The sequence below is a fragment of the Rhizobium sp. BT03 genome (assembly GCF_030053155.1).
Lineage (GTDB): Bacteria > Pseudomonadota > Alphaproteobacteria > Rhizobiales > Rhizobiaceae > Rhizobium.
The window spans coordinates 2,211,112-2,228,813 of the sequence record NZ_CP125640.1 but is presented as its reverse complement, the minus strand read 5'-3'; the positions used below and the strand labels follow the sequence as shown (position 1 = coordinate 2,228,813).

Genomic DNA, 17,702 nt, shown 5'->3' with positions numbered 1-17,702 from the left:
GTCTCCATGCGGCTGCCCATGGCTTCGCCGTCTTTAGAATTCTTCAAAAGAAGATAAGCCGATTGCCGGCGCCATTCAAGAGATTTTTACTCAAGAAATTGTCAGCAGAGGGCGTCGATTTCCTCATTGGTCAGCGTATCCGGCAGCACGGTGACCGGGATCGGAAAGGCTGCTGCGCGGCCGGCGATCGACGAGACCAGCGGTCCCGGGCCCTCCTTCGCCGACCCAGCGGCCAGAACGAGGATCGCCACATCGCGGTCGTCCTCGATCACGGCGTTGATCTGTTCGGCCGCGCCGCCTTCGCGGATGACGATCTCCGGCTCGATGCCGATCGTCTCGCGCACGATCTGGGCGATCTTGGCAACGACCGCCTCGGCCTCCTCGCGCGCCTCGGCCCGCATGATCGCCTCGACGCCCAGCCATTGCTGGAAATCCCCGTCGGGGATGACGTAGAGCAGCACCAGCCCGCCATTGGAATTCTTCGCGCGCCGGCCGGCATAATGAACGGCGCGCTGGCATTCGGGTGTACCGTCGATCACCGCCATGAATTTGCGGCGATGACCTTCGAGCCGTGAGAGTCGCTTCGATACCATGGCGCGGACTCTGACACCCGAAGCAGAAAAATTGCAAGCTCAGTTTTTGCTCTTCTCCCCCCGGGAGAAGTTCCCCTCTCCCCCAACCGGGAGAAGAGGAGATGTGCCTCAATAGAGGAAGCCGATGACGTCGCGGACCTGGCGCATCGTCACCTCGGCGCGGGCCCTGGCGCGTTCGCCGCCCTTGCGCAGGATCGCGTCGATATGGCTGGTATCGTCCATCAGCCGGCGCATCTCGCCGGTGATCGGCGCCAGCACATGGATGGCGAGATCGACCAGCGCCGGCTTGAAGACGGAGAACTGCTGGCCGCCGAATTCGCCAAGCACCTCGGCCTTGGATTTGTCGGCGAGCGCCGCATAGATCGCCACCAGATTGTCGGCTTCCGGCCGGCCCTGCAGCCCGTCCACCTCGCTCGGCAAGCCGTCCGGATCGGTCTTGGCCTTGCGGATCTTCTTCGAGATCGCGTCCTCGTCGTCCATCAGGTTGATGCGCGAGAGGTCGGAAGGGTCGGATTTCGACATTTTCTTGGTGCCGTCGCGCAGCGACATGACCCGCGGCGCCGGCCCGCCGATCAGCGGCTCGACCATCGGGAAATAGGCATGCACCGGCTCGTTGCCGACGGTGATGTCGACGCCGTAACCGGTCCTGCCGATATGCTCGGCATAATCGAGGTTGAACTTCATCGCGATGTCGCGGGCAAGCTCCAGATGCTGCTTCTGGTCCTCACCGACCGGCACATGGGTGGCGCGATAGACGAGAATGTCGGCGGCCATGAGGCTCGGATAGGCGTAAAGGCCGAGCGAGGCCTGCTCGCGGTCCTTGCCGGCCTTGTCCTTGAACTGCGTCATGCGGTTCATCCAGCCGATGCGGGCGACGCAGTTGAAGATCCAGGCAAGTTCGGCGTGCTGCGGCACGGCCGACTGGTTGAAGACGATATGTTTTTCCGGATCGATGCCGGCGGCGATGAAGGCGGCGGCGATCGAGCGCGTCTGGCTCGGCATGTCCTCATGCACCAGCTGGGCGGTGAGCGCATGCATGTCGACGACGCAATAGATGCAGTCATTGCCTTCCTGCAGCGCCACGAAACGGCGGATCGCGCCGAGATAGTTGCCGAGATGCAGATTGCCGGTCGGCTGCACGCCGGAGAATACGAGTTTCTTGAATTCGCTCATGTCGTCCTCAATAGGCTGGTGGAGGGCCTGCAGCGCCGCGCGTCTTTCAGACGCGCAAAGGACGCTGTAACATTCTAAATTGCTGCTTTACTCCTCAAGTCGATTCCGACTTGAGGAGTAAAGCAGTGGCTGTTCGCCCATGTTGCTAACGCCGCGGCTTATGCACGGGCAACCGGCCGCAATCAAGGGGTTCAGGCCGCGGCATGCTGGATCAGATCGAAGCTGTTGCCGTAGGGATCGCAAAACACCGCGACCGTGCCGTAAACCTCATGCCGCGGCTCTTCGAGAAAGCGCACGCCGGCTGCAAGCATGGCGGCGTGGTCGCGGGCGAAATCGTCGGTCTTCAGGAAGAAGCCGACACGGCCGCCGGTCTGGTTGCCGATCGCCGCCCGCTGCGCCTCGTTTGCCGCCTGCGCCAGCAGAAAGGCTGCGCCATCTCCGCCCCTGGGCTTCACCACCACCCAGCGCTTGCCCTCCGGCTGTTTCTCGTCCTGAAGGCAATCGAAACCAAGGGCGTCGCAGTAGAAAGCCTTGGCGCGGTCGTAGTCGTCGACGACGAGGGTGACGAGGAAAAGCGACTGGATCGTCATGTCATATCTCCGGTTGAGATGTTTATTCCAATTTGCATCGACGATTTCCGTTGTTTTAAGCCAAAGTGATCAAGCTGCTTACTCACAATTGAGTATAAAATTTCACAGAAAAGCTTTTATTGAACTGAAAATCCTCGACCGCGCAGGGGCGTGCGATGGCCGCCCTGTCAACCGCCAGGAGGAACCATGCAGACCGCCAGTTTGCTCGCCATGGCAGGCCTTTTCGCCCTACAATCCGCAACCAGCGCCGTCGGTCAAGACAGCAAACGGCCGGTCATTCATCTTCCCAAGCAGGAGGCACGCCCAGCCTACACCGTCCAGACCGTCAGTGTCCGCACCGGCTGTTTTCCCGCGCGTCTTCAGGCGGTGCTGTCGCATATCGCCGCAAAAACCGGACGCCGGCCGATGATCACCTCCGGCCTCAGGTCGCATCCCCGCCGCCATGGGTCCCTGCACGGCAAATGCCTGGCGGCCGATATCAGGATGCCGGGCCTCTCGGAGCGCACCATCGTCGCAGCCGCCAAAAGCGCCCCCGGCATCGGCGGCATCGGCACCTATTGCAACGGCATCGTCCATGTCGATGTCGGGCCGCAGCGGCGGTGGGTGGATTGTTAAGGCAAGTGCTGCTCGGCTATGTGTCTGTTGGTCCGGTTTGTGCGGATTTGCCCCTCACCCTAACCCTCTCCCCGTAAAAACGGGGCGAGGGGACGTGCCCCACGAGGCGCTGGTGAGGGACGGAGAGGTCGCCTTATATCCCCTTCGCCCCTTTTGCGGGGAGAAGGTGCCGGCAGGCGGATGAGGGGCGGTTTCGGCAATCACCCTAGCCTCACCCGTCCTTCGCCGGCACCGGCTTGCGGTTCAGGTTACGCCGGATCATGCCGAGATCGGCGCCGCCGATCAGGAAGGCGGCGGCGAAATAGACCAGCATGGAAATGGCAATCAGCAATCCGAGCGTACCGATCTTGGTGAGAAGCGGCGCGCCGGAGGCAAGCCAGGGCGCAAACTGCTGCTTGAGGAAGATGATGGCGCCGCCCATCACGGCTGCGGCGACGATCAGCAGGACGGTGCGTTTTGCCAGCGCCCATTCCCATGTCAGATGGCCACGGCGCAGAAGCGTGGTGAACAGCAGCACGGTGCTGATCCAGCCGGCAGTGGCTTCGGCAACGGCGATGCCGGGCGCGCCCATATAGGGAAACAGGGTGAGTGCCGTGGCGCAGTTGGTGGCAACCGCGATCGCCGAAAAACGCATCGGCGTCTTGGTGTCCTCACGCGCATAGAAGCCCGGCTGCAGCGCCTTGATCAGCACGAAGGCCGGCAGGCCGATGCCGTAGATCGCCAGGATCGAGCCGACGACGGCGGTGTTTTCCTGATGGAAGGCGCCGCGCTCATAGAGCACGCGGATGATCTCGTCGGAGAGGATCCACAGCGCGAAGGCGGCGGGGATCGTCAGGAACAGCACGAATTCGATCGAGCGGTTCTGCAGGTTGCCGGCCTCGCGCAGGTTGCCGCCTTTCAGCGCCCGGGCAAGCTCCGGCAGCAGCACCACGCCGACGGCGACGCCGACGACACCGAGCGGCAGCTGGTAGATGCGGTCGGCATATTGCAGCGCTGCGATCGCGCCGTCGCGCGAGGAGGCGATCGCCTGGCCGATCAGCTGGTTGATCTGGGTGATGCCGCCGGTCACCGCCGCCGGCACCGCCAGGATCAGCAGCCGCTTGACGTTCGGCGTCATCTTCGGGAAGCGGAAACCGATGCTCATGCCGGCTGCCAGCACGCCGATATAGACGACGGCGAGCTGCAGCACGCCGGCGGCAAGCACGCCCCAGGAGAGATACCAGGCCGTGGCCAGCGGATCCGCACCGGTATAGAGCGCATAAAACAGCGCCCCGATCATCACCACGTTGAGGAAAACCGGCGCGATGGCCGCGGCGAAGAAATGATGCAGCGAGTTCAGCATGCCGCTCATCATCGCCGTCAGCGACATGCACATCAGATAGGGAAACATCACCGCCGCCATGCGGATGGTGATCGAGAATTTCTCCGGATCGTCGGCAAAGCCCGGCGCGATGACGAAGCGCACCAGGAGCGGCATGGCCAGCTCCATCACGATGGTGATGAGGAGCAGCACCGAAAACAGCACGCCGAAGACTTCCTCCGAAAAGCGCTTGGCGCCTTCCGTGCCGTTCGCCTCGATCTCCTTGGCAAAAAGCGGCACGAAGGCGGCGTTGAAGGCGCCCTCGGCAAACAGCCGGCGGAACAGGTTCGGAAAACGGAAGGCGGCATAGAAGACGTCGGCCATCGGTCCGGTGCCGAGTGCGGCGGCCATCAGCGTTTCGCGGGCGAAGCCGAAGATGCGGCTGCCGAGGGTGGCGCCGCCGACGGTTGCGAATTTCTTGACGAGGCTCATGCGTATAGGCTCATGCGTGTGGGGCTCATGCGGGCGAATCGGCTTTCTTGTCGGCTGAGGGCGATGTCCGGGCGGTGGCGGCCGGCGCGATGATGCCGGAGGGCATGCGCTCGCGCAGTTCGTCTTCCTCCTCGGCCATGACGGCTTTCATCCGGGCGGTGATGTTGGCGCGCTTGCTGTCGCCGGATATTTTCTGGCCGACCAGATCGGTGACGTAGAAGGTGTCGATCACCTTCTCGCCGAAGGTGGTGATGCGGGCCGACTGGATGTCGAGCGACAGATCGGAGAGCACGGCGGTGATCTCCGACAGAAGTCCCGGTCGGTCGAGGCATTCGACCTCGATGACGGTGAATTTGTTCGACAGGCTGTTGGTTATGTTGACCGACGGCGGAATGACGAAGGCCTTGTTTTTCTTGCGGTTGCGCGCCCGCGTGGCGATCACCTCGGGCAGCCGCTTGCGCCCCGACAGCACGTCCTCGATCATCCGTCCGATCGTCGCGGCCCGGCGCAGCTCGTCGGCATCGTCGGCAAATTCGCGGCTGACATGGATCGTATCGAGCGCCCGCCCGTCCGAGGTCGTGAAGATCTGCGCGTCGACGATGTTGGCGCCGGCCGCAGCACAGGCGCCGGCGATGACGGCGAGCAGGCGCGGATGGTCGGGCGACAGCACGGTGATCTCGGTGATCGCATGGAAACTGTCGGTGCGCACCGTGGTGGCGAGCGCCTGGCCCGCCTTGTCGGCCTGGCGGATGAAATGGGCGTGGCGGAGCTGGTCCTCCAGCGGCACGGAGAGCAGATAGGGCTGGTAGTGCAGCTTGGTATAGGTGTTGCGGTCCTTCTGGCTCCAGTCGGAGAGCGCGCCGCGCAGCGCCTCGGCGGCGGCGTTCGCCCGCTCCTTGCGCGAGACTTCCGAGAAACCGCCGGCCAAGAGCAGCTCGGTTTCATAATAGAGCGTCCGCAGAAGCTGGCCCTTCCAGCCGTTCCAGACGCCGGGGCCGACAGCGCGGATATCGCAGATCGTCAGGATCAGCAGCATCTTCAGCCGGTCGAGCGACTGCACCCGGTCGGCGAAATCGGTGATCGTCTTGCGGTCGGTGAGGTCGCGGGTCTGCGCCACCATCGACATGGTCAGATGTTCCTCGATCAGCCAGACGACGATTTCCGTCTGCTTCTGCGACAGGCCGAAGCGGGCGCAGAGCTTGCGGGCAACGCGGGCGCCGGCGATCGAGTGATCCTCCAGCCGGCCCTTGGCAATATCGTGGAGAAGAACGGCGACGTAGAGCGCCTCGCGGTCCTCGATGTTAGCGATCAGCTTGTTGGCGAGCGGGTGCAGATCCTCGGACCGTGACTTGTCGATCTCGGAGAGCACGTCGACAGTGCGGATCAGATGTTCGTCGACCGTATAGTGGTGATACATGTTGAACTGCATCATCGCGACGATCTTGCCGAATTCGGGAATGAAACGGCCGAGCACGCCGGCCTCGTTCATCCGCCGCAAGATCAGCGCCGGGTCGCGCTTCGATGTCAGGATCGACATGAACAGGCGGTTGGCCTCGTCGTTTTCCCTGAGCCGGTTATCGATCAGCGCCAGTGAGCGGGTGACGCGTTTCAGCGCATCCGGATGGAATTCCAGCCCGTTGATGTCGGCGACGTGGAAGAGCCGGAGGATGCTGACGGGATCGCGCTTGAACACGTCAGCGTCGGCGAGCGCGATGCGGCCGCGGTCCTCGACGAATTCGACGCTGCCGGCGATCTTGCGGGTGCGATGGGTGAAACGGCTGATGACGCCGGTAAGGCCGGGGATCGACTTCGCCTGCTGGTCTTCGAGCGCGGCGCAGAGGATACGCGTCAAATCGCCGACATCCTTGGCGACGAGGAAATAATGCTTCATGAAGCGCTCGACGGCCGAAAGGCCCGGGCGGGTGTGATAGCCGAAGGCTTCGGCGATCTCGCGCTGGATGTCGAAGGACAGCCGTTCCTCGGCCTTGCCGGTGAGGAAATGCATATGGCAGCGCACCGCCCAGAGAAAATCGTCGGCTTTCTCGAGCAGACGGTATTCGTGCCTGGACAAGACGCCGAGCTTGACCAGTTCGGCCTGATCGCGCACGTGATAATAATATTTCGAGATCCAGAACAGCGTGTGCAGGTCGCGAAGCCCGCCCTTGCCTTCCTTGACGTTGGGCTCGACGAGATAACGTGTATCACCGGCCTTGCGGTGGCGCTCGTCGCGCTCGGCAAGCTTGGCGGCGATGAATTCAGGGCCGGTGCCGGTGACGATTTCCTTGTCGAAGCGGGTCTCGAGCTCGGTTTCCAGCCGCTGCAGGCCGCAGATATAGCGCATCTCCAGGATAGCGGTACGGATCGTCATGTCGGATTTGGAAAGCGCGATGCATTCCTCCACCGTGCGGGTGGCGTGGCCGACCTTGAAGCCCATGTCCCAGAGGACGTAGAGCATGAACTCGACCGCCTTGTGCGTCTCCTCCGTCGGCCGCGGCGGGAAGAGGAAGAGCAGGTCGATATCGGAGCCCGGCGCCAGCGTGTCGCGGCCGTAGCCGCCGACGGCGGTGACCGCGAACTTGTCCTTCTGCTGCGGAAAGATATGGGCGGTGGCGAAATTGTAGAGGACGGTGATGATCTGGTCCTGCAGCCAGGAAATCCTGTAGGCGCAATTCAGCCCGCCGCCATCGGCCATCAGCGCGGCCCGCGCCTTCTGCCGGCCTTCCGTGCTGGCCTTTTTCAGGACGGCGAGAAGGTCGGCGCGCAGCAGGTCAGGCCGGTTGCGATTGGCCTCGGCAACCGCGTCGCACTGCTTCTGCAACAGCTCGACGTCGAGGATCTGGGAAAAATCAAGCGCGCGCATCACTGTCGCCGGGGCGGCTTCCTGTTCATGCCGGGCGACCGGATCCGGGCTCGCCTCGTGTTTCGTCTGCATGCGCTATAACCCCTTCGTCAGGCGATCGACACGCGCCCTCATACTGCAAGAACCTTTAAATTTGGCGAAATGGTGTTGGTAGGCTGCGCGGCGGCTTTCCCGAAAAATTCAGAGGGCGGCCCGCGCGTTCAGCAAATGCAGCACCTGCCGCGTCTCTCTCATGATCTCCTCGAGCGACTGCCGGTCGCATTCGCGATAGCCGGCCTTGGCGATCGAGGTGCCGAGTTCTGAGATCATAGCGCAACAGCGGGTGATTTTCAGCATGCCGATCGGCGACGTCCAGCCGCGCGCATTCCGATCCTTGTCGGCGCGCCGCATCGTGTCGAGCATCGAGCAGATGAGCGACAGACGCTCCGTTTCGCGAACCAGCTTTTCCATGAACATCGCGTGCCGCTGCCCTATTTCAGCTTCTTCTTGAGGTCGTAAAGCGCGTCCATTGCCTCGCGCGGCGTCATGTCGTCAAGGCTCATCGCCTTCAGCGCCTCCTCGACCTTGGACGGTCCGCGGGCCGTGTCCTCACGGCGCACAGCCACCTGGAAGAGGGGCAGGTCGTCGATCAGCTGGCTCGCCGGGTTCTTGCGGTCGGCATCCTCCAGGCGGGTGAGCACATCGCGGGCCCGCGCCACCACCGAAGCCGGAAGCCCGGCCAGGCGGGCAACCTGGATGCCGTAGGAGCGGTCGGCCGCACCCGGCCCGACCTCGTGCAGGAAGATGACATCGCCGTCCCATTCCTTGACCCGCATCGTGGCGTTCGATAGCCGGCCAAGCTTTTCCGAAAGCACGGTCAGCTCGTGGAAATGCGTGGCGAACAGGCCGCGGCAGCGATTGGCCTCATGCAGGTGCTCGACGGCGGCCCAGGCGATCGACAACCCGTCGAAGGTGGCGGTGCCGCGGCCGATCTCGTCGAGGATGACGAGCGAGCGGTCGCTCGCCTGGTTGAGGATCGCAGCGGTTTCGACCATCTCGACCATGAAGGTGGAGCGCCCGCGCGCCAGATCGTCGGAGGCGCCGACGCGCGAGAACAGCCGGTCGACGATGCCGATATGAGCTGAGGTCGCCGGCACGAAGGAACCCATCTGCGCCAGGATCGCGATCAGCGCGTTCTGCCTGAGGAAGGTCGACTTACCGCCCATGTTGGGGCCGGTCAGCAGCCAGATCGCGCCGTCCTTGTCGCTTGTTTTCGGCGACAGATCGCAATGGTTGGCGACAAAGGGGCCGCCCGCCTGCCGCCGCAGCGCCTGCTCGACCACAGGATGACGGCCGCCCTCGATGGCAAACATCTTCGAGCCGTCGACCTGCGGCCGGCAATAGGCCTGCTCATCGGCGAGCAGCGCCAGGCTAGCTGCAACGTCGATGACGGCAAGCGCCCTCGCGCCGGATTTGATCGCCTCGGCTTCCTTAACCACTGCCGCCGTCATCTTCTCGAAGGCGGCGAGCTCGATCGTCAGCGCCCGGTCGGCGGCATTGGCGATGCGGCTTTCGAGATCGGCAAGTTCGGTGGTGGTGAAGCGCATCGCGCTCGCCATCGTCTGGCGGTGGATGAAGCGGGCCTTGGCCTCAGCCGTGTCCGTCATCGGGGAGGCATTGCCGGCCGTGACCTCGATGAAATAGCCGAGGATGTTGTTGTGCTTGATCTTCAGCGACCGGATGCCGGTTTCCTCGGCATATTGCAATTGCAGGCCGGCGATGACCCGGCGCGACTGGTCGCGCAGCGCCCGCACCTCGTCGAGCTCGGGGCTGGCGCCGTCGCGCAGGAAGCCGCCATCGCGTTTCAGCAGCGGCAGTTCCTCGGCGAGCGTCTCGGCCAGCAGGCTTTCGAGTGCTTCGGGAAGGGCTTGCAGCCCGGACAGCGCCTGACCAAGCTCTTCCGGCAGCATCGCGCTTGCCAGCATGGTCGCAACGTCGCTCGCCGCCTGAAGACCCTGGCGGATGGCCGCGAGATCGCGCGGGCCGCCGCGGTCGAGCGCCAGGCGCGATAGCGCGCGCGGCATGTCGGGCACATGTATCAGCGTGTCGCGCAGCTTGCCGGAGAGCGAGGGTTCGTCGATCAGAAAGCCGATCGAATCGAGCCGCGCATTGATGCGGGCGGGGTCGGTCAGCGGCGACATCAGCCGCTCGGCCAGAAGCCGCGCGCCGCCGCCGGTGACGGTGCGGTCGATCGCCTTCAACAGCGAGCCGTTGCGATCGCCCGACAGCGTGCGGGCCAGTTCCAGATTGGCGCGGGTGGCGGGATCGATGAACAGCGTCGACGCCGCACTTTCCCGCTCCGGCTTTCCAAGCGGCGGCCGCTCGGCGATCTGCGTCTTCTCGACATAGGCGACGGCGGCGGCCGCAGCCGCCAGCTCGGCGCGCGAAAAGCTGCCGAAGCCGTCGAGCGTCGCGACGCCGAAATAACGGGCGATCCGGCCCTCGGCGCTGGCGCTGTCGAAGAGCACGGAAGGCTGCGGCACCGCGGTGCGGCCGAGCACGTCGAAGACCGGTTTCAGTTCCGGATCGTGGAAGATCGTGTCGGGCAGGATGAGTTCGCGCGGATCGATGCGCAGGATATCGGCAAGCAGCCGCGAGGCTTCGGTCTCGGCCAGCCGGAAGACGCCGGTGGAAATATCGATCCAGGCAAGCGCCAGCAAGGGCTCGGCGCCGCCGCGAATGCGGGTCAGTGCCATCAGATAGTTGGATTCCGAGGGCGAAAGCAGCTTTTCCTCGGTGATCGTGCCCGGCGTGACCAGGCGGACGACATCGCGCTTGACGACGGATTTGCCGCCGCGTTTTTTCGCTTCGGCCGGATCCTCGACCTGTTCGCAGACGGCGACGCGGAAGCCGAGCGAGATCAGCTTCTGCAGGTAATCGTCGGCCGCATGCACCGGCACGCCGCACATCGGGATATCCTGGCCCATGTGCTGGCCGCGCTTCGTCAGCGTGATGCCGAGCGCGCGCGAAGCCTCCAGCGCATCCTCGAAGAACAGCTCGTAGAAATCGCCCATGCGATAGAAGAGCAGCGAACCCGGATTGTTCGCCTTGATCTCGATATATTGCTCCATCATCGGCGTGGCCGAGGCACGGCTTTCCGCCGTGGCAAGCTCGGCAGCCGAAAAGGCTTCGTTCTCTGTGTCTATTCGTGCGTTCACGGAGGTGCAGTTTTTCCCAAAAAAACAGGTGCCAACCCTATCCGCGCGCCGCTATAGATGACAACAGCATTTGAGGAAGAGCGAAGCGTCGCCCACAGGACGTTGGAGGATTTATGCCCGATATCGATAAGAAGGACCGGCCGGCGACATCAGTTACCGACCAGGAGGCGCTCGATTTTCACGCCACGGGCCGGCCCGGCAAGCTGGAAGTCGTCCCGACCAAGCCGATGGCGACGCAGCGCGACCTGTCGCTTGCCTATTCGCCGGGTGTCGCCGTGCCCGTCAAGGCGATCGCCGCCGATCCGCAGACGGCCTACGACTACACGGCGCGCGGCAACATGGTCGCGGTCATTTCCAACGGCACGGCGATCCTCGGTCTCGGCAATCTCGGCGCACTCGCCTCCAAGCCGGTCATGGAAGGCAAGGCGGTGCTGTTCAAGCGCTTCGCCGACGTCGATTCCATCGACCTCGAAATCGATACGGAAAATGTCGACGAATTCATCAACTGCGTGCGCTTCCTCGGCCCCTCCTTCGGCGGCATCAACCTCGAGGATATCAAGGCGCCGGATTGTTTCGTCATCGAAAGCCGGCTGCGCGAGCTGATGGACATTCCCGTCTTCCATGACGACCAGCACGGAACGGCGATCATCGCCGCCGCCGGCCTGATCAACGCGCTGGAACTGACCGGCCGCGACCTGAAGACGACGAAGCTCGTCTGCAACGGCGCCGGCGCTGCGGCGATCGCCTGCATCGAGCTTATCAAGGCGATGGGCTTTGCGCCCGAGAACGTTATCCTCTGCGACACCAAGGGCGTCATCTACCAGGGCCGCACCGAGGGCATGAACCAGTGGAAATCGGCGCATGCGGCAAAGACCGACGCGCGCACGCTCGAGGAGGCGATGGAGGGCGCCGATGTCATCTTCGGCCTGTCGCAGAAGGGCGCCTTCTCGGCCAAGATGATCCGCTCGATGGCGGATCGGCCGATCATCTTCGCCATGGCCAATCCCGATCCCGAGATCACCCCGGAGGAGGTCGCCCGCATCCGCGACGACGCCATCATGGCGACCGGCCGCTCGGATTACCCGAACCAGGTCAACAATGTCCTCGGCTTTCCCTATATCTTCCGCGGCGCTCTCGATGTCCGTGCCTCCACCATCAACGACGCGATGAAGATCGCTGCCGTCAAGGCGCTGGCGAACCTTGCCCGCGAGGATGTGCCCGATGACGTGGTCGCCGCCTATCAGGGCAACCGGCCGCGTTTCGGCTCGCAGTACATCATCCCGGTTCCTTTCGATCCGCGGCTGATCTCGGCGATCCCCGTCGCGGTCGCTGAAGCCGCGATCGAGACCGGCGTCGCCCGCAAGGTCATCACCGATATGGCCGGCTATGCCCGCGAGCTTTCGGCGCGCCGCGATCCGATCGCCTCGACGCTCGCCAGCCTCTATGAGCGGGTACGCCGCCGCCCGAAGCGGATCGTCTTTGCCGAGGCCGAGGAAGAACAGGTGCTGCGCGCCGCCTTGTCCTACGCCAACCAGCAGCTCGGCACCGCCATCCTGCTCGGCCGCGAGGACCTGATCCGGTCGACGGCCGAACGCGCCGGTATCGATCTCAACCGGCCGGGCCTGGAGATCGTCAATGCCCGTATTTCCACCCGGGTCGAGGCCTATATCGACTATCTCTATGCGAGGCTCCAGCGGCACGGTTACCTGCACCGCGACGTCCAGCGGCTGATCCACAACGACCGCAACCACTTCGCCGCCACGATGGTGGCGCTCGGCGATGCCGACGGCATGGTGACGGGCATCACCCGAAACTATTCGACGGCGCTCGAGGACGTGCGCCGCTGCATCGACGAGAAACCCGGCCACCGCGTCATCGGCGTCTCGCTGGCGCTCTGCCGCGGCCGCACGGTCTTCGTGGCCGATACCGCCGTGCACGACATGCCGACCGCCGAGCAGCTTGCCGATATCGCCGAGGAGGCCGCCGGTCTGGCGCGGCGCATGGGTTATTCGCCGCGTGTCGCGCTGCTCGCCTATTCCACCTTCGGCCATCCCTCGGGCGAACGCTCGGAGCGGGTGCGCGAGGCGGTGAAGATCCTCGACAAGCGCCGTGTCGATTTCGAATATGACGGCGAGATGGCGGCCGATGTCGCGCTGAACCGCAAGGTGATGGAGCAATATCCCTTCTGCCGCCTCTCGGGTCCGGCCAACGTGCTCGTCATGCCGGCCTTCCACTCGGCTTCGATCTCGACCAAGATGCTGCAGGAACTCGGCGGCTCCACGGTGATCGGCCCGATCCTCGTCGGTCTCGACAAGCCGGTGCAGATCACCTCGATGGGCGCCAAGGACAGCGACATCGTCAACATGGCGGCGATCGCCGCTTATGGCGCGGGTTCGTAAACGCGCTCTGCCTCCCATATGAGACGGCATTCCGTGCCCGGCCGACAACATGTCGGCCGGGCACGGCTTTTTGTGGCTTACGCACCGAGGCCGCGGTTGAAAGGGTTGATCTGATAAGTCATACTTTTGATGCAAAACGCGGGGCATAATTTAATTTCATCAGCCGTTTGGGTTCCCATGCCGGAAAATGCATCCCCCAATTTCATCGCCCGATTTCAGGGGGCAACTTTCGACGATATGGTCGAGGCCCTGACCAAGGGGTTCGGTTCGTTCGACGCATGGCGCAATGGCCGAGAGAAACCCCTCGACTGGAAGGTCGGGTTTTGGGGCGATGAGCGGTTGTCGCTGGTCAGCAACCAGGATTCCGGCGGCTGGGGGGCAAGAACGGCACATGGAACGCCGGAAACTCTGGCAATCATCGTTCCGCGCACGGGTGCTCTCGACGTAGGCTTTGGTCGGACCGTGGCCGAAGCGACACCCGGGCGGCTGTTGCTGACGAACAATCTTGAACCGGAACGGGTTTCCGTGAGGGCAGCGCCTCATCGGTCGGACACACTCAGCCTGAGCTGGGCGATCATAGCGCAGACCGTCGCCGCCGTATTGGAGACCCCGCTGACCGGGTCAATGGATCTGGCGCCGGTCGTCGATCGGTCCACCGCGGCGGGACAGTTGATCGGCGGTCTCGCCCAAACGATGATCATCGGCATGCGCAACAACGGGCCGCTCCTCCACTCGCCCATTGCCATGTCCAACCTGATCCAGGCATTTGCCGATCTGGTGGTGCGCCTGGTTCCTCATCGGCTCTCGCATCTCCTCGACAAGAAAATCCATCTGATCGCACCGCGGCATGTCCGCCGGGCCATCGAATTCATGCATGCAAACATCGCGCAGCCGATGACGATGCAGAATGTCGCGGAGGCGGCGGGCATTTCCATTCGCGCTCTCGAAGTCGGTTTTCGTGCCTTCAAGGGAACCACGCCGTCTGCCTACCTCAGGACGATCCGCTTGCAAGCGGTCCGCGAGGATCTGCGCGATCCTTCAAACCGGCAGCCGTTGCGGGACATCTGTTTGAAGTGGGGGTTCTTTCACCTTGGCCGTTTTGCGGCAACCTATCGGGCGGCGTATGGAGAGAACCCGTCGGATACGAGAAGGCGGTTCGATATGTGAGGGTGCGCCACCGGAGAGCCTGAAGCGCTCCGCGATCTTTCAGATTCTAGCTCGAGAAGCGGCCGGCGTCGGCGCCGTAATAATTCAGGTAGCGGTCGGAAATGCTGGAGATCGGCAGCACGATCAGCACGTCGGTCGTGTTGAAGGCATGATCGATGACCGCACTGGAGCCGACCATCGCGCCGAGGCGCATATAACCCTTGATCAACGGCGGCAGAGCCATCAGCGCCCGCTTCGGGTTGACGGCCTCGGCCGGCATCAGGTCCATGTTGCGGGCGAGATGCGGCAATGCGCTGACGGCCCATTCATTCTTCGCCAGCACATTGTGGTAGAGGAAGGACAGCGCCAGCGCGTGGCTTTCGAGATAGACGCCTGGGAAAGAGGCGCAGCCGAACATGGCGCTGACACCATGCTTCAGCGCATAGGCCCAATTGCCCTGCCACAGAAGCTCGACGGTGCGTTTGGTGCGGTATTCCGGCAGTACGCAGGAACGGCCGAGTTCCATGAAGCGTTTGTCCGGATGTTTGGCAAGGAGGCCGTCGATCTCGAATTCGGAAGCCGAGTAAAAACCGCCATTGGCCATGGCGACATCCTGGCGCAGCAGCCGGTAGGTGCCGACGATCTGGTCTTCCGGGTCACCCTCGATCGTGCGGTCGAGAACGAGAAGATGGTCGCAAAAAGCATCATAGGCGTCGACATCGCGCTGGCGGCGCATGGCGTCCAGCGGCAATTGCGCCTTCATTTCGTCGACGAAGACGCGGTAGCGCACGGCCTGGGCGGCATCGATCTCGCGCGCCGTGCGGGCAAGGCGGGTTTCCAGATTGCCGATGCGGCCGAGGATATCGCCGTCCTTCTGGACTGCCGCCGTCGAGGGCGGTGCAGCCTCGGCAATGGTGTCACGATTCAGGATGTCGATGGCGGACATGGCGATTCTCCCGTTGCCGGCTTATCGACGCCATAAAACACTTCTCTGCGACAGGAAAGTGACATATTGGATTTCCCAGCGCAAGACGCATGCCGGCCCCGCGGCACGTTATCGCGCCTCCGCCCGGCGGGCGGAAAGTGCGGCGACGGCCTGAACTTCGGTCAGCAGCCGCACCGGGTCGACCGGCTTGACCATGACGCGGTTGGCGCCGTTCAGCAGGACCTGGCGGCGCGATTCGTCGCTCTTGTCGGCCGTGAGCACGATCACCGGCACCGAGGCAAGATCGAGCCGCCTTTCGTGGCCGCGCAGGCGCCCGAGCATATCGATGCCGTTGCCGCCGGGCATCGACAGGTCGCTGATGATGATGTCGGGCCGGGCATTCGCCTCGCAAAGGGCGCAATCGAGCAGCGCCTCGAAATCCTCGACATGGCGCACCTTATGCCCGCCCTTCTCCAGCACGACGCGCACCAGCATGGCATTGATCGGATCGTCCTCGCCAAGCAGGATGTTGAGCCCGCTGGCGGCCACCATCGTCTCCGCAACCGAAAGGCCGAAGCCCGGCTGGTTGTCGTTCAGCGCGTCGCGCTTCTCCATGCCGCGCATGCGCCCGCGCAGCACGTCGATCAGCGACTGTTCGCGCAGCGGCCGGATGAGCCAGGCATCGAAGAGATCGAGCGGATGGGCGCTGCGCTCCTCCGGATTGACGAGCAGGACCTTGCGCAGGCCAAGGGCGGCAATTTCGGCTCGATCGGCAAGGTGGGCGGAAAATTCGGCCGACATGCGATGATCGATGATGATATCGGTCGGCCGCTTTCCGCTGTTTGCCAAGCCGAGCAGCGTTGCCCGCGCGCTCTCGCCGTCGGCGACGAGATGGCAGAGGCCGCCAAGCGCGGTAATCGTCTCGGCGATGGCGGTGCGCGCCGCGCCCGCCGGCGCCAGGAGCACGACGCTGTTGCCGGCAAGCAGCGTATTGCGCCTGTCGGGGCGCTCGCTGCCGATATCGACCGGGAAACGGATGGTGAATTCGCTGCCTTTGCCCTTTTCGCTGGCAACCGTCAGCGCGCCGTTGAATTCGCGCATGATGCGGGCGGAGATGGCAAGGCCGAGCCCGGTGCCGCTGCTCCTGTCGGCGACGGTCCCGCCCTGCTCGAACTCGCCGAAGACACGCGCCTGCTCTTCCGCCGTCATGCCGGGACCACTATCGGTGACGGTGATCGACAGGTCGTCGGCGTCGAGCGACACGCGAATGAAGACGCCGCCGGCCTGGGTGAACTTCACGGCATTGCCGATGACGTTGAACAGAACCTGGCGCAGCCGCGCCGGGTCGAAGCTCATATTCTCCGGCACGTCTGAAGACACGGTGGCGCCGATCTCGATGCCTTTTTCATGCGCCCGGTGAGCGAGCATCTCGACGACGCTTTCCAAGAGCTTGCGCAGCGATTCCGAGCGCGGGTGCAGTGCGAAGCGGCCGACCTCGATGGTGGAGAAATCGAGCAGATCCTCGACGAGCTGCGTCAGCGCGTGGCCGGACTGGCGGATATTGGCGAGATAATCCTGCTGCTCCTGCGTCAGCCGTGTCTCGGCGAGCAGATGCGTCATGCCGAGGAGGCCGGAAAGCGGCGTGCGCACCTCGTGGCTGACGGTGGCAAGCAGCCGCGATTTGGCGGCGCTGTTATATTCCGCCTTCTGGCGGGCCTCTTCGCGGCCCTGTGCGATCAGCCGCTCATCGGTCACATCACGCGCGACACTCTGCAGCAGCAGGCGGCCGTTTGCCGGGTCGCGGGTGACGACGTCGCGCCAGAGAAAGATGCGCTGGCCGTCCGGCGTCGAGATCTCGACGTCGAAGCAGTGCGGGATCGGGCCGGGGCGGAAGGCAAGCCCGATCTCCTCGCAGCTCCGCCCCTCCGGACGCAGCCGCCCGGTCAGGCGGCGAAACGTGTCGTTGGCCGAAATGATGCGCCGGTCCATGCTGCGGCTGACGGTGATGTCGCCGAGCACGTCGTGCACGTCGGCAAACAGCTTGGCGCCATCGTTCCAATCCGGCAGCGATTTGCCGCCGCGCGGGGGCTTGCGCCGCCGAGCCATCAGGACGGCATAACTGGCGATGACGGCGAGGCCGAGAACGACGAGACCGCCCGAAAGCAGCAGAGGATCGCCGGCATGGGCAAGCAGCGTCAGGATCATTGCGGCCAGCAGGCCGGCGCCGCCAAGCCAGTAGACCAGCAGGCGGCGTGTCGCTGCAGGCCCCATCCTGCCGTCATCTGCTGCCTCAAGCGCCGATGCGACCGGCCGCGAGAAGGAGCCCGCCATCCGCTCTTCATGCGGCTTGGCGGCGGGTCCGCCGAAGGCGGCGGACAATCTTTCCTGCAATTGTCCCAGGTTGTGCATGCT

At 64.0% G+C, this 17,702-nt stretch carries 12 protein-coding genes; 3 read left to right on the top strand and 9 right to left on the bottom strand.

The window, feature by feature from the left end:
* Positions 1-101: 101 nt before the first annotated feature.
* The 3 genes from QMO80_RS10965 to QMO80_RS10955 form a co-directional block, all read right to left on the bottom strand.
* Positions 102-593, bottom strand: coding sequence for a universal stress protein (locus QMO80_RS10965; RefSeq protein WP_003583845.1), 492 nt, complete (start codon positions 591-593; stop codon positions 102-104).
* Between the two features lie 108 nt (positions 594-701).
* A complete protein-coding gene (trpS, locus tag QMO80_RS10960; protein WP_283200059.1) occupies positions 702-1,766 on the bottom strand; it encodes a tryptophan--tRNA ligase in 1,065 nt (354 codons plus the stop codon).
* A 191-nt stretch (positions 1,767-1,957) separates the two neighbouring features.
* Positions 1,958-2,356, bottom strand: coding sequence for a VOC family protein (locus QMO80_RS10955; RefSeq protein WP_283200058.1), 399 nt, complete (start codon positions 2,354-2,356; stop codon positions 1,958-1,960).
* A 186-nt stretch (positions 2,357-2,542) separates the two neighbouring features.
* On the opposite strand from QMO80_RS10955, the gene QMO80_RS10950 reads away from it, so the two are divergent.
* Positions 2,543-2,971 carry a D-Ala-D-Ala carboxypeptidase family metallohydrolase gene (locus tag QMO80_RS10950; RefSeq protein ID WP_283200057.1) on the top strand — a complete coding sequence of 143 codons (429 nt, stop codon included), beginning with the start codon at positions 2,543-2,545 and terminating at the stop codon, positions 2,969-2,971.
* A gap of 211 nt (positions 2,972-3,182) precedes the next feature.
* Here the strand turns inward: QMO80_RS10950 and murJ are convergent, their stop codons facing one another.
* The 4 genes from murJ to mutS form a co-directional block, all read right to left on the bottom strand.
* Positions 3,183-4,763 (bottom strand): murein biosynthesis integral membrane protein MurJ, encoded by a 1,581-nt coding sequence (murJ, locus tag QMO80_RS10945; RefSeq protein WP_283200056.1) that lies wholly within the window; start codon positions 4,761-4,763, stop codon positions 3,183-3,185.
* A gap of 25 nt (positions 4,764-4,788) precedes the next feature.
* Positions 4,789-7,695, bottom strand: coding sequence for a [protein-PII] uridylyltransferase (locus QMO80_RS10940; RefSeq protein ID WP_283200055.1), 2,907 nt, complete (start codon positions 7,693-7,695; stop codon positions 4,789-4,791).
* 108 nt (positions 7,696-7,803) lie between these two features.
* The gene (locus tag QMO80_RS10935) at positions 7,804-8,079 is read right to left on the bottom strand and encodes a hypothetical protein (protein WP_116404629.1); all 276 of its coding nucleotides are present in this window, start codon (positions 8,077-8,079) and stop codon (positions 7,804-7,806) included.
* 14 nt (positions 8,080-8,093) lie between these two features.
* Positions 8,094-10,820, bottom strand: a complete 2,727-nt coding sequence (mutS, locus tag QMO80_RS10930) for a DNA mismatch repair protein MutS (protein ID WP_283200054.1) — start codon at positions 10,818-10,820, stop codon at positions 8,094-8,096.
* 113 nt (positions 10,821-10,933) lie between these two features.
* Here mutS and QMO80_RS10925 point away from each other — a divergent pair, with 113 nt between their 5' ends.
* Positions 10,934-13,219 carry an NADP-dependent malic enzyme gene (locus tag QMO80_RS10925; protein ID WP_283200053.1) on the top strand — a complete coding sequence of 762 codons (2,286 nt, stop codon included), beginning with the start codon at positions 10,934-10,936 and terminating at the stop codon, positions 13,217-13,219.
* A 177-nt stretch (positions 13,220-13,396) separates the two neighbouring features.
* The gene (locus QMO80_RS10920) at positions 13,397-14,386 is read left to right on the top strand and encodes a helix-turn-helix transcriptional regulator (RefSeq protein WP_283200052.1); all 990 of its coding nucleotides are present in this window, start codon (positions 13,397-13,399) and stop codon (positions 14,384-14,386) included.
* 46 nt (positions 14,387-14,432) lie between these two features.
* Here QMO80_RS10920 and QMO80_RS10915 read toward each other — a convergent pair whose 3' ends face one another.
* Both QMO80_RS10915 and QMO80_RS10910 read right to left on the bottom strand, forming a co-directional pair.
* A complete protein-coding gene (locus tag QMO80_RS10915; RefSeq protein WP_283200051.1) occupies positions 14,433-15,311 on the bottom strand; it encodes a GNAT family N-acetyltransferase in 879 nt (292 codons plus the stop codon).
* A gap of 108 nt (positions 15,312-15,419) precedes the next feature.
* Entirely contained in the window at positions 15,420-17,699 is a 2,280-nt protein-coding gene (locus QMO80_RS10910; protein ID WP_283200050.1) for an ATP-binding protein, read from the bottom strand.
* Positions 17,700-17,702 lie beyond the last annotated feature (3 nt).

Coding starts and splice junctions, on each gene's coding strand:
- QMO80_RS10910 (WP_283200050.1), bottom strand. CDS start 17,699: ATGCACAACCTGGGACAATTGCAGGAAAGATTGTCCGCCGCCTTCGGC.
- trpS (WP_283200059.1), bottom strand. CDS start 1,766: ATGAGCGAATTCAAGAAACTCGTATTCTCCGGCGTGCAGCCGACCGGC.
- QMO80_RS10955 (WP_283200058.1), bottom strand. CDS start 2,356: ATGACGATCCAGTCGCTTTTCCTCGTCACCCTCGTCGTCGACGACTAC.
- QMO80_RS10940 (WP_283200055.1), bottom strand. CDS start 7,695: ATGCAGACGAAACACGAGGCGAGCCCGGATCCGGTCGCCCGGCATGAA.
- QMO80_RS10925 (WP_283200053.1), top strand. CDS start 10,934: ATGCCCGATATCGATAAGAAGGACCGGCCGGCGACATCAGTTACCGAC.
- QMO80_RS10965 (WP_003583845.1), bottom strand. CDS start 593: ATGGTATCGAAGCGACTCTCACGGCTCGAAGGTCATCGCCGCAAATTC.
- QMO80_RS10950 (WP_283200057.1), top strand. CDS start 2,543: ATGCAGACCGCCAGTTTGCTCGCCATGGCAGGCCTTTTCGCCCTACAA.
- murJ (WP_283200056.1), bottom strand. CDS start 4,763: ATGAGCCTCGTCAAGAAATTCGCAACCGTCGGCGGCGCCACCCTCGGC.
- QMO80_RS10920 (WP_283200052.1), top strand. CDS start 13,397: ATGCCGGAAAATGCATCCCCCAATTTCATCGCCCGATTTCAGGGGGCA.
- QMO80_RS10915 (WP_283200051.1), bottom strand. CDS start 15,311: ATGTCCGCCATCGACATCCTGAATCGTGACACCATTGCCGAGGCTGCA.
- QMO80_RS10935 (WP_116404629.1), bottom strand. CDS start 8,079: ATGTTCATGGAAAAGCTGGTTCGCGAAACGGAGCGTCTGTCGCTCATC.